Genomic DNA, 14317 nt, shown 5'->3' with positions numbered 1-14317 from the left:
CTCTCCTTAGTTGCAGCGATACCACGCCGGTCGCGCCCTGGCGCAATTCACCACGTCCACGACCCCCTTGCCTTACCACGCCAATGGCTGCTCAATCCGGCGATGCATGACCAGCTCCTGAACGCCATAGACGCCCGCACCGACGATCTCGTCGCGCTCACCGCCGACCTGATCCGCTTCCCGACCGTCAATCCGCCGGGTGAGGCCTATCGACCTTGCGCGGAGTATGTCGGCGAACGGTTGAAGAAACGCGGCTTCGGTATCGAATACGTGCGCGGCGAAGGAAGCCCCGGCGACACCGACCGCTATCCGCGCATCAACGTCGTCGCCCGTTTCGATGGGCGCTCGCCCGGTCCGTGCGTGCACTTCAACTCGCATATCGACGTGGTCGAGGCCGGTGAAGGCTGGAGCCTCGATCCCTTCGCCGGCATCGTCAAAGACGGGCGGGTCTACGGCCGCGGCGCCTGCGACATGAAAGGCGGGCTGGCCGCCTCCATCGTCGCCGTCGAGGCCTTCATGGCGACTTATCCGGACTTTCCGGGCTCCATCGAAATTTCCGGCACGGTGGACGAGGAATCCGGCGGCTTCGGCGGCGTCGCCCATCTGGCGAAGCTCGGCTATTTCTCGAAGCCGAAGGTCGATCACGTCATCATCCCCGAACCGCTCAACAAGGAGCGTATCTGCCTCGGCCATCGCGGCGTCTGGTGGGCGGAGATCGAGACCAAGGGCGAGATCGCGCACGGCTCCATGCCCTTCCTCGGCGACAACGCCGTGCGCCACATGGGCGCCGTGCTGGCGGCCTTCGAGGAAGAACTGTTTCCCGCGCTGGACCGCAAACAGACGAAGATGCCGGTGGTGCCGGAAGGCGCGCGGCGCTCGACCATGAACATCAACTCCATCCATGGCGGCCAGACCGAGGACTTCCGTCCCGGCCTGCCCTCTCCCAACGTTCCCGACTGGTGCCGGCTCACCATCGACCGCCGCTTCCTGCTGGAAGAAAAGATCGGCGACGTGAAATCCGAAGTGACCTCCATCCTCGACCGGCTGAAACGCGAGCGGCCGAAGTTCGACTACCAGATCCGCGACCTGATGGAGGTGCAGCCGACGATGACCGAGCGCGACGCGCCGGTGGTCAAGGCCGTGGCGCAAGGCATCATGGAAATCTTCGACCGCGAGCCGGATTACGTCATCTCGCCCGGCACCTACGACCAGAAGCACGTCGCCCGCATCGGCCATCTCTACGACTGTATCGCCTACGGCCCCGGCATCCTCGATCTCGCCCACCGGCCGGACGAATGGGTCGGCATCGAGGACATGGTGCAATCCGCCAAGGTCATGGCTGTCGGCCTCGACGTGCTTCTGCGTGGCGGGCGCGGCGGCTGAGTGCGGAGGTTGCACCGCAACATTGCAGTTTACTCCCGCACAAATTCACGCTTCTATCCGCGCCGGTTCGGGATTTTGGGAGTAGACCGATGACATTGTGGAAATCCGTTCTCGCCGCCGCCGTATTGGCGCTCGCCTCTGGAAGCGCGGCGCTGGCCGCACGCACCGATCTCGTCCTCGGCATCCCGCTTGAACCACCGCATCTCGATCCGACCGCCGGTGCCGCCGCGGCAATCGACGAAGTGCTCTACGCCAATGTCTTCGAAGGGCTGACCCGCATCGGCCCGAATGGCGAGGTGCTGCCGGACCTCGCCGAAAGCTGGACCATTTCCGACGACGGAAAGGTCTATACCTTCAAGCTGCACACTGGCGTGAAATTCCACGACGGCACCGATTTCGATGCCAATGATGTGAAATTCTCGCTCGACCGCGCTCGCGCACCGGACTCGGTCAATGCACAGAAGGGCCTGTTCGCGGCCATCGACAGCGTCGATGTGGTCGATCCCGCCACCGTCAAGGTGACGCTGAAGAACCCGCAGGGCTCCTTCCTCTACAATTTGGGCTGGGGCGATGCGGTGATCGTCGCGCCCGAATCGGCGGACACCAACAAGGAAAAGCCGATCGGCACCGGCCCCTTCAAGTTCCAGAACTGGGCGAAGGGCTCCTCGATCACGCTGGTGAAGTCGGACAACTATTGGGGGCAGCCCGCCTACCTCGACAAGGCGGAGTTCCGCATCGTGCCGGACGCGGCCGCCGCTGTGCCGGCCCTGCTTTCCGGCGACGTCCAGGCCTTCCCCTTCTTCCAACCGGACGGCGTGGCGCAGATCGAGGGCGACCCGCGCTTCAAGGTGGTGGTCGGCTCGACCGAGGGCGAGACGCTCCTGTCCATCAACAACAAGAAGCCGCCCTTCGACCAGCTCAAGGTGAGGCAGGCGATTTCCTACGCGCTCGACCGCAAGGCGATCATCGACGGCGCCTCGAACGGGCTCGGCGTGCCGATCGGCTCGCACCAGTCGCCCGCCAGCAAGGCCTATATCGACCTGACCGGCGAATATCCGCACGATGTCGCCAAGGCCAAGGAACTGTTGAAGGAAGCCGGGCTGGAAAATGGCTTCAAGGCTACGCTGAAGCTGCCGCCGCCGTCCTATGCTCGCCTCGGCGGCGAGATCATCGCTTCCGAACTGCGCGAAGTCGGCATCGACCTCGAGATCATTCCGGTCGAATGGGCGCAGTGGCTGGATCAGGTCTTCACCAAGAAGGACTACGACCTCACCATCGTCTCGCACACCGAACCGAACGACATCGCCATCTATTCGCGCCCGGACTACTACTTCAACTATCAGAACCCCAAGTTCAACGAGGTCATCAAGGAACTGGACGTCACTTCGGACGAGGCCAAGCGCATCGAGCTGCTGAAGCAGGCGCAGAAGATCCTCGCCGACGACGCCGTGGTCGGCTTCCTGTTCGAACTGCCCAAGGTCGGCGTCTGGGACGCCAAGCTCTCCGGCCTGTGGGAAAACGCGCCGATCCAGGCCAACGACATCACCAAGGTGAAGTGGAACGATTGATGAGTGCTTTCTTCTCCTCGTTTACGGGGAGAAGATGCCGGCAGGCAGATGAGGGGCGGCGCCAGATCTTGCAAAACACAGCTCTGCCCCTCATCCGGCCCTTCGGGCCACCTTCTCCCCGTGAACGGGGCGAAGGAAAGGTGCGACGTCCATGACCGCCTATCTCCTCAAGCGCCTCGTCATCGCGGCCATCACGCTGGTGCTGGCCTCTATGGTGGTGTTCGCCGTTCTGGAGATCGTGCCCGGAGATCCGGCGCGGCTGATGCTGGGCATGAACGCCAGCGCCGAGCAGGTCGAGCTGCTGCGCAGCCAACTCGGCCTCAACGACCCGCTCGCCCTGCGCTACCTGCACTGGGCCGGCGGCCTGCTGCATCTGGATTTCGGCCGTTCCTACACCTATTCCGTGCCGGTGCTCGACCTCGTGCGCGAGCGCGGCGTCGTCTCCCTGCCGCTGGCGCTGATCGCGCTGGCGCTTTCCACCGTCATCGCCATTCCGGTCGGCCTCTATTCCGCCAGCCGCCGCGGCCACGCCGGTGACGCCGTCGCCATGGGCGCGGCCCAGGTCGGCGTCGCGGTGCCGAACTTCTGGTTCGCGCTGCTCTTGATCTACTGCTTCGCCGTCTGGCTGCGGTGGGTGCCGGCCGGCGGCTTCGCCGGCTGGGGCGCCGGCATCTGGCCGGCGCTGAAATCGCTGATCCTCCCCGCGATCGCACTCGCTCTGCCGCAGGCCGCCATCCTCGCCCGCGTCACCCGGCAGGCACTGCTCGAAGTGTTGTCGGAAGACTATATCCGCACCGCTCGTGCCAAGGGCATGCCCTACCGCGCCGTGCTGTGGCGGCACGCGCTGCGCAACGCCCTGATCCCGGTGCTGACCATCATGGGCCTGCAATTCGCCTTCCTGCTCGCCGGCACCGTCATCATCGAGAACGTCTTCTACCTGCCGGGGCTCGGCCGGCTGGTCATCCAGGCGATCGCCCAGCGCGACCTGATCGTGGTGGAAAGCGTCGTCATGCTTTTGGTCGCCGCCGTCATCGCCATCAACCTCATCGTCGATCTCTCCTATGCCGTCGTCGATCCGCGCCTCAGGAGCCGCGAATGACGCTGCATACGGACGTGCCCGAGGAACGGCTGACCGACCTGATCGGCAAGGCGCTCGCCAACCGCTCCTTCTTCGTCGGTCTCCTCATCGCGCTCGCCGTGGCGGGCGCGGCCCTGCTGTCCTTCGTCTGGACGCCCTACGATGTCGCCAGGCTGGTCATATCCGACAAGCAGCAGGCGCCGTCATGGGCGCACTGGTTCGGCACCGACCATTTCGGCCGCGATATCCTGTCGATGATCATGCTCGGCGCCCGCAATTCCATCGCGGTCGCCCTGGTTGCGGTCGGCATCGGCATGGGCATCGGCGTGCCGCTCGGCTGCCTGGCGGCGGCGCGCGGCGGCCTTCTCGACGAGGCGCTGATGCGGCTGAACGACCTCGTCTTCGCCTTCCCCGCGCTGTTGTCGGCGATCATGATCACCGCCATCTTCGGACCGGGCGCCGTCAACGCCATCATCGCCATCGGCATCTTCAACGTGCCGGTGTTCGCGCGCGTCGCCCGCGCCGGCGCGCTCTCCATCTGGCCGCGCGAGTTCATCCTCGCCGCCCGCGCCGCCGGCAAAGGCCAGACGGCGATCACGCTGGAGCACATCCTGCCCAACATCGCCACGCTCCTGATGGTACAGGGCACCATTCAGTTCGCGCTCGGTATCCTCGCCGAAGCCGGCCTCTCCTACATCGGCCTAGGCGCCCAGCCGCCGATGCCGAGCTGGGGCCGCATGCTGTTCGAGGCGCAGACACGCATGGCTGTCGCGCCATGGATGGCGATCTTCCCCGGCATGGCCATCGTCGTTACGGTGCTTGGCCTCAACCTGCTCGGCGACGGCATCGCCGACATCATCGATCCCAAGGCGCGGCGGCAGCGATGACGGCAAGCCTGCTCGACATCCGCGACCTGTCGCTGAACATCGGCGATCATCCGATCCTGAAAGGCGTGGACCTGTCGATCGCGCCCGGCGAAGTGATGGGTCTGGTCGGCGAGTCCGGCTCCGGCAAGTCGATGACGGCGCTCACCGTTATGCGCCTGCTGCCCTTCGCGGCACAGGCCTCGGGCAATGTGCGTTTCGACGGCATCGACCTCATCGCCGCCACCGAGGACCAGATGTGCGCCTTGCGCGGCGACGACATCGGTATGGTTTTCCAGGAGCCAATGACCGCTCTCAACCCGGTGAAAACCATCGGCGAGCAGGTCGCCGAGGGCATTCGCGTGCACACGGGCGCCGCCCGCGCCGAGGCCGAGGAGCGCGCGCGAAAAATGCTTGATCGCGTCGGCCTGCCGGCGGAAAAATTCCCGCTGTCGCGCTATCCGCACGAACTGTCCGGCGGCCAGCGCCAGCGCGTCGTCATCGCGATTGCCTGCGCGTTGAAGCCGAAGCTGCTGATCGCCGACGAGCCGACCACGGCGCTCGACGTGGTGCTGCAAAAGCAGATCCTGGAGCTGCTGAAGGACCTCGTGCGGGAAAACCGCATGGGCCTGCTGCTCATCTCGCACGACCTCGCTGTTGTCACCGAGATGGCCGACCGCATCACCATCCTGCGCCACGGCGAGGTGATGGAGGAAGGCGAGACGGCGCGTGTGCTGTCGGAACAGGTTCATCCCTACACGCGGCAGCTGGCGCAGGCCTCGATGCACGTGCCGAAGCGCGGCGTCTTACCCTCCCCCTTGTGGGGAGGGTCGGCGAACGATCGGAGCGCAGCGGAGATCGTGAGACGGGGTGAGGGTGGAGGCGACATCCACCCTTCCTCAAAAACCGAACCTTCTTCACCACCCCCACCCCGTCTCGATCACTTTGCTTCGCAAAGCGCCCTCGCCGACCCTCCCCACAAGGGGGAAGGTAAGGACGGCCCCCTCCTCGCCGTCAAATCCGTCTCCCGCCTCTATCCCGGCAGACGGCTTTCGCTTTTCCGCCGCGATACACCGGTCCATGCCGTCGACGACGTCTCCCTGTCCATCGCGCCCGGCCGCTCGGTCGCGCTGGTCGGCCGTTCCGGCTGCGGCAAGTCAACGCTGGCGCGCATGATCCTGGCCCTCGACAGGCCGACCTCCGGCGAAATCCGCTTTCGTGGCGAGACGGTCACCGGCAAGGGCGAAGCGGAACTGAAAGCCGCGCGGCGCGACATGCAGGTGGTGTTCCAGGACCCCTACGGCTCCTTCGATCCGCGCCAGAAGGTCGAGCGGCTGGTGACCGAGCCGCTGCATCTCATGGAGAAGAAGCCCTCGCGCGCCGAGCGCCGCGAAATGGCGACCCATGCGCTGACCGAGGTTGGTCTGTCCGCCTCCGACCTCGACAAATATCCGCACGAATTCTCCGGCGGCCAGCGCCAGCGCCTGTCCATCGCCCGCGCCATCATCACGCGGCCGAAGCTGGTGGTAGCGGACGAACCCGTCTCGGCGCTCGACGTGTCGATCCGCGCCCAGATCCTCGACCTGTTCGCCGACCTGAACGGCCGGCTGGGCGTCGCCTATCTGTTCATCACCCATGACCTCACCGTCGCCCGCGCCATCACGGACGACGTGCTTGTCATGCACGAAGGCCGGATTGTCGAGCGCGGCGCGACGAAGGAGGTGCTCGACCGTCCGCAATCGCAAGCCGCGCGAGCGCTCGTCGAAGCCGCGCCCGATCTTCACCGGGCGATTGCAAGGAAGATGCAGGAACAGGGGTAGTGCGTCCTTCGAGGCTCGCTGCGCTCGCACCTCAGGATGAGGACCGTTTGCGCAAACCTGAAGGACACGTCATCGAAGAAACAGTCAGTTTCAGCGATGCGCATCCACCGTTTCAGATAGAGACCGGAAGGCGCCCGACGGCCCTCATCCTGAGGTGCGAGCGCAGCGAGCCTCGAAGGACGCACCCAGGTCCGCGTACGGTGGGCGCCGTTCAGATATTACCCCCTACTCCCGCACCAGATCGACCGGGCTGATGCCGAGCAGGTCGAGCGTGCGACGCAAGAGCCGCACCTCGTTCTCGGCAAGGTGCTCGTCGGCCTTGGCGATCTCGGCCATGTGCCAGGCCAGCAGCCGACGCCGTTCCACGTCGAGGTCGCGGAACATGGCGATCGCCTGCGAGCCGTTTGTCTCGTAGCCGAAATCGTTGAGATACTCGATGACGCCGTCGATGCTGGTCTCAGCGATACCGAAGGACTCGCGGCAGATGCGGCGGAATGCCTGCATCTCGCTTTCGGCAACCTCGCCGTCGGCAAGGATCATGCGAAACAAGAGCAGCAGTTCGGCCGACAGCACCGGATCGTCGGCCACCTTGCGCACGCCGGGGTCGCCGTCGAACAGGGCAAGGAACTGATCCAGCAGGGCAACCACCATCGGCCTTTCCCTCCTTGGTGCAGCTTACGTTAGCGCGGAATCGGCCTTGCGCAAACGGTTCGGCTATGATCGAACGGCCCAACCCATCCCTCCGGCTTTCGCCGTCTCCATGTTCGATCTCGCAACCCAGACCCTCGCCATGCTCGCCGTCGCCGCCTTCGCGGCCGGCTTTGTCGATTCCATCGCCGGCGGCGGCGGCCTGATTACCGTTCCGGCGCTGCTCCTGGCCGGCCTGTCGCCGGTCGACTCGCTTGGCACGAACAAGCTGCAAGGCCTGTTCGGTTCCGGTTCGGCCACGCTCGCCTATGCCGCCAAGGGCCAGGTTGATCCGAGAAAGCAGCTTCCCTCGGCACTGATGGCCTTCGCCGGCAGCGCCTGCGGCGCGCTGGCCGCGACCGTTGTGCCCGCATACATCCTGAGCGCCGCGCTGCCTGTCGTGCTGGTGGCGATCGCGCTCTATTTCGCGCTGAAGCCCAACATGAACGACGTCGACCGCGCCGAGCGCGTCACCCCTTTCCTGTTCGGCCTCACGCTGGTGCCGCTGGTCGGCTTCTACGACGGCCTGTTCGGCCCGGGCGCCGGTTCCTTCTACATGCTCGCCTTCGTCGCGCTTGCCGGCTACGGCGTGCTCAAGGCGACGGCGCACACAAAACTGCTCAACTTCGCCTCCAACCTCGGCGGCTTCGCCGTGTTCGCCGCCGTCGGCGTCATTCACTGGAAGATCGGCCTGATGATGGGCGCCTGCCAGTTCCTCGGCGCCCGCGTCGGCGCCCTTCTGGCGGTGCGCATCGGCGCCCGCCTCATCAAGCCGCTGCTGGTTCTGGTGTGCCTGGCGCTGGCCGCCAAGCTGCTGTCCGACCCGACGAACCCGCTGCGGATGATGCTGGGTTTCTGAAGCCTACCTCGCCAGCGAAAACAGCGCCTCGCAATCGAGATGCCGCTCCAGTTCCTCGGCGATCTCGTCCAGGGCGGCTTCCACGGCAGCGCGATGATCGCTGCCGGCGCCGCTGACGCCGAGGCCGGCAAGAAAACGGGCGCGAAACGCATCGGCCCCGAACAACCCGTGCAGATAGGTGCCGAACACCTTGCCGTCGGCGGAAACGGCACCGTCGGCGACCCCGTCGACGATCGCGGCCGGCCGCGCGCAATCCGGGCCGGTGGTGCGGCCCATATGGATTTCGTAACCCGACAACGGAGTTTGGAAGATCGTCGAATGCGCCGTGACGTTGCGCACCGTCTTTTCCGGTTCCATCACGGTCTCGACATCGAGCAGGCCAAGCCCCTTGGCCTCGCGCACCCTGCCTTCGATGCCATCCGGATCGCGCACGGTCCTGCCCAGCATCTGGAAGCCGCCGCAGATGCCGACGACGGCGCCACCGCGCGCGCGGTGGGCTTCAAGGTCGCGCTCCCAACCGTATTCGCGGAACGCCAGCAGGTCGCCGATTGTCGATTTCGAGCCGGGGATGACGACCAGCCCGGCATCGGCCGGCAGCGGCTTGCCGGGTGGCACGAACACCACCTCGACCGCCGGTTCGGCCTTCAGCGGGTCGAGGTCGTCGAAATTGGCGATGCGCGGCAGCATCGGCACGGCAACCTTCAGCGCCCGGCGTTCGCCATCGGCAAGCCGCTCCAGCGTCACCGAATCCTCGGCGGGCAGGCGCGCCGCCGCCTTCAGCCACGGCACGACACCGAAGGAGCGCCAGCCGGTGAAGCGAGTGATGGCGGTAAGACCGTCGTCGAACAGCGAAACGTCGCCGCGGAACTTGTTGACGATATAACCGGCGATCATCGCACGGTCCTCGTCGGGCAAGATCGCATGCGTGCCGACGATGGAGGCGATCACGCCGCCGCGGTCGATGTCACCGACCAGAACCACCGGCACGTCGACGCGCGTGGCGAAGCCCATATTGGCGATGTCGTTGGCGCGCAGGTTGATCTCGGCCGGCGAGCCGGCGCCCTCGACGACGACGAGGTCCGCCCCCTCCCCGATCTTGGTCCAGGAATCCATCACGGCGGCCATGAGCTTCGCCTTGAGCGCCTGATAGTCGCGGGCGCGTGCCTCGCCGAACACCTTGCCCTGTACGATGACCTGTGAACCGATATCGGTCTGCGGCTTGAGCAGGACCGGGTTCATGTGCACAGAGGCCGGCACGCCGCAGGCCAGCGCCTGCAGCCACTGGCCACGGCCGATCTCGCCGCCGCCCGCTTCGCCCGGCAAATCGGCGACGGCGGCGTTGTTCGACATGTTCTGTGGCTTGAACGGCCTAACCTTCAGCCCGCGCCGGAGCGCCGCGCGGCACAGCCCCGCCACCACCACCGTCTTGCCGACATCCGAGCCTGTACCTTGCAGCATGATCGCGCGCGCCATGGCTAACGTCCCAGTTCATCGAAAATTGTCGGCACGTTGCATCTCGCGCATGAATTCACGCACAGCCGCTGCGCATAAAGCGTAGGTTGCGCGACCGCATCATTGGTCTAGATTGACCCCAGCGCATAGCCGAAAACGGCTGGCCAAGCTAGGCGTGCGCAGGCCGGGAGGATGCCATGGACAGCGCCGTTCAAGCCGCAGGCAGTCAATTCGAACTCAACGAGGACCAGCGCGCCATTCAGGAAATGGCCGAGGCCTTCGCCGCCGAGCGCGTCGCGCCCAACGCTCTGGAATGGGACCGCGAAAGGCACTTTCCCGCCGATGTGATCCGCGAAACCGGCCCGCTCGGGCTGGGCGGTATTTATATACGCGACGATGTCGGCGGCTCGGCGTTGGGGCGGCTCGATGCCGTATTGATCTTCGAGGCACTGTCGCGCGCCTGCCCGGCCTTCTCCTCCTTCATCTCGATCCACAACATGGCGGCCTCGATGATCGACCGCTTCGGCTCGGACGAACAGCGCCAGCGCATCCTGCCGAAGCTCACCTCGATGGAGTGGCTGGCAAGCTACTGCCTGACCGAGCCGGGCTCGGGCTCGGATGCAGCAGCGCTGAAGACCAAGGCAGAGCGCAGCGGCGGCAACGGCTCGGACTATGTGCTGAACGGCGCCAAGCAGTTCATTTCCGGCGCCGGCGATTCGGACGTCTACGTCGTCATGGCGCGCACCGGCGCAGAGGGCCCGAAAGGCATCTCGACCTTCGTTGTGCCGAAGGATGCGCCCGGCCTCTCCTTCGGCGCCAACGAGAAGAAGATGGGCTGGCACATGCAGTCCACCCGGCAGGTGATCTTCGAGGATTGCAAGGTGCCGGCCGAGAACCTGCTTTCCAGTGAAGGCGCCGGCTTCGGCATCGCCATGGCAGGCCTCGACGGCGGCCGCCTCAACATCGCCGCCTGCTCGCTCGGTGGCGCACAGTCGGCGCTCGACAAGGCACTGGCCTACGCGTCCGAGCGCAAGGCCTTCGGCAAGACGATCGACCAATTCCAGGCGCTGCAATTCAAGCTAGCCGACATGGAGACGGAACTGCAGGCCTCGCGGATCTTCCTCTATGCCGCCGCCTCGAAGCTGGACGCCAAGGCGCACGACGCTTCAAAGTGGTCGGCCATGGCCAAACGCTTCGTCACCGACACCGGTTTCCGCATCGCCAACGACGCCCTGCAGCTGTTCGGCGGCTACGGCTACCTGCACGACTACGGCGTCGAGAAGCTGGTGCGCGACCTGCGCGTCCATCAGATCCTCGAAGGCACCAACGAGATCATGCGGGTGATCGTCGCGAGGCATATGATTGGAAGGCAGTAGGACAATAGGGCAGTAAGGCGATAGGTAAACAAACCAGCTCCTACTGCCCTAATGCCTTATCGCCTTACTGCCCTCTAGTCCGGCACAGCAGAAGGAAATTCGAATCATGGCCACCCCAACCATCGCCTTCATCGGTCTCGGCAACATGGGCAACCCGATGGCTGCCAACCTCGTCAAGGCGGGCCATGCCGTGCTCGGCTTCGATCTCGTGCCGGAGAACCTGACGATGGCGAAGGATCACGGCGTCACCGTCATGGCGAATGCGGCCGCCGCCGTGAAGGATGCCGATGTCGTCATCACCATGCTGCCCGCCGGCAAGCATGTGCTTGCGGTCTACGACGACATCGCGCCGAAGGCCAAGGCAGGCAGCCTGTTCATCGATTCCTCCACCATCGACGTCGAATCGGCGCGCAAGGCGCACGCCATCGCCCAGAAGAACGGCCATGCCTCCGTCGATGCGCCTGTCTCCGGCGGCACCGGCGGCGCTTCGGCCGGCACCCTGACCTTCATGGCCGGCGGCGCCGAGGATGCCTTCGCCCGCGCCGAACCGGTACTCAAACCGATGGCCGGGCGCATCGTCCATTGCGGCGGCGACGGCGCCGGCCAGGCCGCCAAGATCTGCAACAACATGCTGCTCGGCATTTCCATGATCGGCGTGGCGGAAGCCTTCGTGCTGGCCGAAAAGCTCGGCCTCTCGCATCAGGCGCTGTTCGACGTCGCTTCCACCTCGTCGGGCCAGTGCTGGTCGCTCACCACCTACTGCCCGGTTCCCGGCCCCGTGCCGGCCTCCCCCGCCAACAAGGACTACAAGCCGGGCTTTGCCGCAGCCCTCATGCTGAAGGACCTGAAACTGTCGCAGGAAGCTGCCCAGGCGTCCGGCGCCGTGACGCCGCTGGGCGCCGAGGCCGCGCAGCTCTATGCGCTTTTCAACGCGCAGGGAGGCGCCGGCACCGATTTCTCCGGCATCATCAATTTCCTGCGCGGTGACGCCGCGTAAACCTCGAAGCTCATTCCGCTTTTTCTAAAATTCGCGGCGATAAAAGTTACAAATTTAGGTTTGCTTAAGCTCTCGCTAACCACGCGGTAACGATGTGCCTGTAGAACGGATTGCGAGGCGGACATCACGCACCGCCCGCGCTCCGGATCAGGTCTCGCGTACCGGAGCCGATGCCTTCGCAGCGTTTGTAAGCGTCGGCCATGCGTATCTGGCAAAGCCGCGTTCCTCGGGAGCGCGGTTTTTGCGTTCAGCCCGACGCTTTCGCCGACAGGCGCCTGTAGTTCGCCCGTACGCGCCGGCCTGCCGGGCGCAACGCCGCATCGACCGAACGCTGGAGCGCGACGCCGTTCCAGATCGACGGCACCTGTCCAGATAGCAGCTCCGGCCAGAAAGAGGCCACCGACACGGCCATCGAAATCTGCGCGGCGACAAGGCCTTCCGTTGCCGCTGCCGCCTTCTCCGCCACGGCGCGGAACGATTCGCGCGGCCAGTGATCGGGGTGGCTTGCCTCGCCCATCAGGGCCGGCAGCCTGAGCCAGACCACCATCGGCGCCAGCAGGAGATCGCCGCCGGCAAGGCCGACGCCGAAGCCCGTCCGTTTCTGCATGTTCGTCCCCGCCCCTCGATGCCCACCCGTCAATGAATGTGTGAAAGGCGCCACCGGGCGGATCGTTCCGTCCGGTGGCGCGGATCGTTCAGCGCCGCAGATCGGCTTCCGCGAGGTCAAGCGCCTTGCGGATGCGCCGGCAGGCCATGTCGATGGTGTCGCGCGTCCAGATCAGCGGCGGCGACAGGATCATCGTGTCGCCGGTGGCGCGCATCATCATGCCGTTGTCGATGGCGTGGTCGCGCACGACGACGGCCGCACTTCCCGACGGGCTGAAACGCTCCTTCGTCGCCTTGTCCTTGACGATCTCGATGGCTCCCATCAGGCCGAAGGAGCGCACTTCGCCGACCAGCGGATGATCGGCGATGCGTTCCCCAAGCGCCTGCGCGAAATAGGGACCGGTATCGTTCTTCACCCGCTCCACCAGCCCTTCGCGCGCGATGATGTCGATGTTGGCAAGCGCCACCGCGCAGGCCACCGGGTGGCCCGAATAGGTGTAGCCGTGGGCGAACTCGCCGCCTTTCTCGACCAGCGTGGAGGCGATGCGGTCGCCGACAAGCAGCGCCGACAGCGGCTGATAGCCGGAGGTCAGCGCCTTGGCGGTGGTGATCGTGTCCGGCCTGACGCCGAACGACTGCGCCGCGAACCACTCGCCGGTGCGGCCATAGCCGGTGATGACTTCGTCCAGCATCAAAAGCACGTCGTATTTGCGGCAGATGCGCTCGACCTCCGGCCAGTAGCTCATCGGCGGGATCTTGACGCCGCCGGCTCCCATGATCGGCTCGCCGATGAAGGCGGCCACCTTGTCGGCCCCCGCCTCCAGGATGGCGTCCTCGACGGCCTTCGCCGCGCGCAGGCCGAAATCGTGGTCGCTCTCGCCGGGCAGCGCAAGCTCGTAGGCGTAGGGCATCATCACATGCACGATGTTCGGCACCGCACCGCCGAGCTGCTTGTGCATGGCCTCCATGCCGCCGAGCGACGTGCCGGCGACGGTCGAGCCGTGATAGGCGTTCTTGCGCGAAATGATGCAGTTCTTCTCCGGCTTGCCTTCGAGCGCCCAGTAATGACGCACCAGCCTCACCGCCGTGTCGTTGGCCTCCGAGCCGGACGAGCCGTAGAAGACCTGGCTGATGCCTTCCGGTGCGATCTCGACCAGCTTCTGCGAAAGCAGCACCGGCGTCGGCGTCGAGCATTTGAAGAAGGAATTGTAGTAGGGCAGCTCCTTCATCTGCTTGTAGGCGGCGTCCGCCAGTTCGTCGCGGCCATAGCCGACCGCCACGCACCACAGGCCGGCCATGCCGTCGAGCAACTCGTTGCCTTCCGAATCGTAGATGTAAGGCCCGTCTGCGCGAGTGATGATGCGCGAGCCGGCCTCGCGCAGTTCCTTGTGGTCGGTGAAGGGATGCAGGTGATGCGAGGCGTCGATCTGCTGAAGCTGCTTCAGCGAATAGTTCTGGTAGCTCATGATTGGCTCCTTCCTGTTGAATCGATCCGGCGGCGTGCCGGCATGGATGTCAGGAAAGCGCGGGCGGCGAATAGCCGATGCGCGCGCACAGCCTGAGCAGCTCGGCATGGCGCGTGCGCCGCGAGCAGGTGAGCAGCGTGATACCGGCGATGATCCCCTTCA

12 protein-coding genes are annotated in these 14317 nt (G+C 65.5%); 8 read left to right on the top strand and 4 right to left on the bottom strand.

What is annotated here, in order from left to right; all coding sequences use genetic code 11:
* Positions 1-102: 102 nt before the first annotated feature.
* The 5 genes from E6C48_RS01615 to E6C48_RS22765 all read left to right on the top strand — a co-directional run bounded on the left by E6C48_RS01615 (position 103) and on the right by E6C48_RS22765 (position 6712).
* Positions 103-1383: an acetylornithine deacetylase/succinyl-diaminopimelate desuccinylase family protein gene (locus E6C48_RS01615; RefSeq protein ID WP_136353285.1), complete on the top strand. Its 1281-nt coding sequence runs from the start codon at positions 103-105 to the stop codon at positions 1381-1383.
* A gap of 89 nt (positions 1384-1472) precedes the next feature.
* Positions 1473-2951 (top strand): ABC transporter substrate-binding protein, encoded by a 1479-nt coding sequence (locus E6C48_RS01610; protein ID WP_136353283.1) that lies wholly within the window; start codon positions 1473-1475, stop codon positions 2949-2951.
* Between the two features lie 151 nt (positions 2952-3102).
* Positions 3103-4050: an ABC transporter permease gene (locus E6C48_RS01600; protein WP_136353282.1), complete on the top strand. Its 948-nt coding sequence runs from the start codon at positions 3103-3105 to the stop codon at positions 4048-4050.
* Complete coding sequence (locus E6C48_RS01595) at positions 4047-4916, top strand: ABC transporter permease (RefSeq protein WP_136353280.1); 870 nt, start codon at positions 4047-4049, stop codon at positions 4914-4916. Before E6C48_RS01600 ends, E6C48_RS01595 begins: the two co-directional genes overlap by 4 nt.
* Positions 4913-6712: an ABC transporter ATP-binding protein gene (locus tag E6C48_RS22765; protein ID WP_230978637.1), complete on the top strand. Its 1800-nt coding sequence runs from the start codon at positions 4913-4915 to the stop codon at positions 6710-6712. The genes E6C48_RS01595 and E6C48_RS22765 overlap by 4 nt, the downstream gene beginning before the upstream one ends.
* A 225-nt stretch (positions 6713-6937) precedes the next feature.
* Here E6C48_RS22765 and E6C48_RS01580 read toward each other — a convergent pair whose 3' ends face one another.
* On the bottom strand, positions 6938-7363 hold the full coding sequence (locus tag E6C48_RS01580; protein ID WP_136353278.1) for a TerB family tellurite resistance protein: 426 nt from the start codon (positions 7361-7363) through the stop codon (positions 6938-6940).
* Between the two features lie 109 nt (positions 7364-7472).
* Between E6C48_RS01580 and E6C48_RS01575 the strand changes: the two genes are divergently transcribed.
* Entirely contained in the window at positions 7473-8258 is a 786-nt protein-coding gene (locus E6C48_RS01575) for a TSUP family transporter (protein ID WP_136353979.1), read from the top strand.
* A 3-nt stretch (positions 8259-8261) separates the two neighbouring features.
* On the opposite strand, the gene E6C48_RS01570 is transcribed toward E6C48_RS01575, so the two are convergent.
* On the bottom strand, positions 8262-9731 hold the full coding sequence (locus E6C48_RS01570) for a cobyric acid synthase (RefSeq protein ID WP_136353276.1): 1470 nt from the start codon (positions 9729-9731) through the stop codon (positions 8262-8264).
* A gap of 176 nt (positions 9732-9907) precedes the next feature.
* Here E6C48_RS01570 and E6C48_RS01565 point away from each other — a divergent pair, with 176 nt between their 5' ends.
* Both E6C48_RS01565 and mmsB read left to right on the top strand, forming a co-directional pair.
* On the top strand, positions 9908-11086 hold the full coding sequence (locus E6C48_RS01565; protein ID WP_136353274.1) for an isobutyryl-CoA dehydrogenase: 1179 nt from the start codon (positions 9908-9910) through the stop codon (positions 11084-11086).
* Between the two features lie 106 nt (positions 11087-11192).
* A complete protein-coding gene (gene mmsB / locus E6C48_RS01560) occupies positions 11193-12083 on the top strand; it encodes a 3-hydroxyisobutyrate dehydrogenase (protein ID WP_136353272.1) in 891 nt (296 codons plus the stop codon).
* A 247-nt stretch (positions 12084-12330) separates the two neighbouring features.
* On the opposite strand, the gene E6C48_RS01550 is transcribed toward mmsB, so the two are convergent.
* Together E6C48_RS01550 and E6C48_RS01545 are read right to left on the bottom strand one after the other, a co-directional pair.
* The gene (locus E6C48_RS01550; RefSeq protein WP_136353269.1) at positions 12331-12690 is read right to left on the bottom strand and encodes a hypothetical protein; all 360 of its coding nucleotides are present in this window, start codon (positions 12688-12690) and stop codon (positions 12331-12333) included.
* Between the two features lie 88 nt (positions 12691-12778).
* Positions 12779-14155 carry an aspartate aminotransferase family protein gene (locus E6C48_RS01545; RefSeq protein ID WP_136353267.1) on the bottom strand — a complete coding sequence of 459 codons (1377 nt, stop codon included), beginning with the start codon at positions 14153-14155 and terminating at the stop codon, positions 12779-12781.
* Positions 14156-14317: the final 162 nt, after the last annotated feature.

Origin of the sequence: Ollibium composti (assembly GCF_004801285.1) — a bacterium.
Lineage (GTDB): Bacteria > Pseudomonadota > Alphaproteobacteria > Rhizobiales > Rhizobiaceae > Mesorhizobium > Mesorhizobium composti.
The sequence above is the reverse complement of the archived record's forward strand: the minus strand, read 5'-3'. Positions and strand labels throughout refer to the sequence as shown.

What these genes read in the sequence shown, in the direction of transcription:
- E6C48_RS01615 (WP_136353285.1), top strand. Translation starts at nt 103, where the DNA reads ATGCATGACCAGCTCCTGAACGCCATAGACGCCCGCACCGACGATCTC.
- E6C48_RS01610 (WP_136353283.1), top strand. Translation starts at nt 1,473, where the DNA reads ATGACATTGTGGAAATCCGTTCTCGCCGCCGCCGTATTGGCGCTCGCC.
- E6C48_RS01600 (WP_136353282.1), top strand. Translation starts at nt 3,103, where the DNA reads ATGACCGCCTATCTCCTCAAGCGCCTCGTCATCGCGGCCATCACGCTG.
- E6C48_RS01595 (WP_136353280.1), top strand. Translation starts at nt 4,047, where the DNA reads ATGACGCTGCATACGGACGTGCCCGAGGAACGGCTGACCGACCTGATC.
- E6C48_RS22765 (WP_230978637.1), top strand. Translation starts at nt 4,913, where the DNA reads ATGACGGCAAGCCTGCTCGACATCCGCGACCTGTCGCTGAACATCGGC.
- E6C48_RS01580 (WP_136353278.1), bottom strand. Translation starts at nt 7,363, where the DNA reads ATGGTGGTTGCCCTGCTGGATCAGTTCCTTGCCCTGTTCGACGGCGAC.
- E6C48_RS01575 (WP_136353979.1), top strand. Translation starts at nt 7,473, where the DNA reads ATGTTCGATCTCGCAACCCAGACCCTCGCCATGCTCGCCGTCGCCGCC.
- E6C48_RS01570 (WP_136353276.1), bottom strand. Translation starts at nt 9,731, where the DNA reads ATGGCGCGCGCGATCATGCTGCAAGGTACAGGCTCGGATGTCGGCAAG.
- E6C48_RS01565 (WP_136353274.1), top strand. Translation starts at nt 9,908, where the DNA reads ATGGACAGCGCCGTTCAAGCCGCAGGCAGTCAATTCGAACTCAACGAG.
- mmsB (WP_136353272.1), top strand. Translation starts at nt 11,193, where the DNA reads ATGGCCACCCCAACCATCGCCTTCATCGGTCTCGGCAACATGGGCAAC.
- E6C48_RS01550 (WP_136353269.1), bottom strand. Translation starts at nt 12,690, where the DNA reads ATGCAGAAACGGACGGGCTTCGGCGTCGGCCTTGCCGGCGGCGATCTC.
- E6C48_RS01545 (WP_136353267.1), bottom strand. Translation starts at nt 14,155, where the DNA reads ATGAGCTACCAGAACTATTCGCTGAAGCAGCTTCAGCAGATCGACGCC.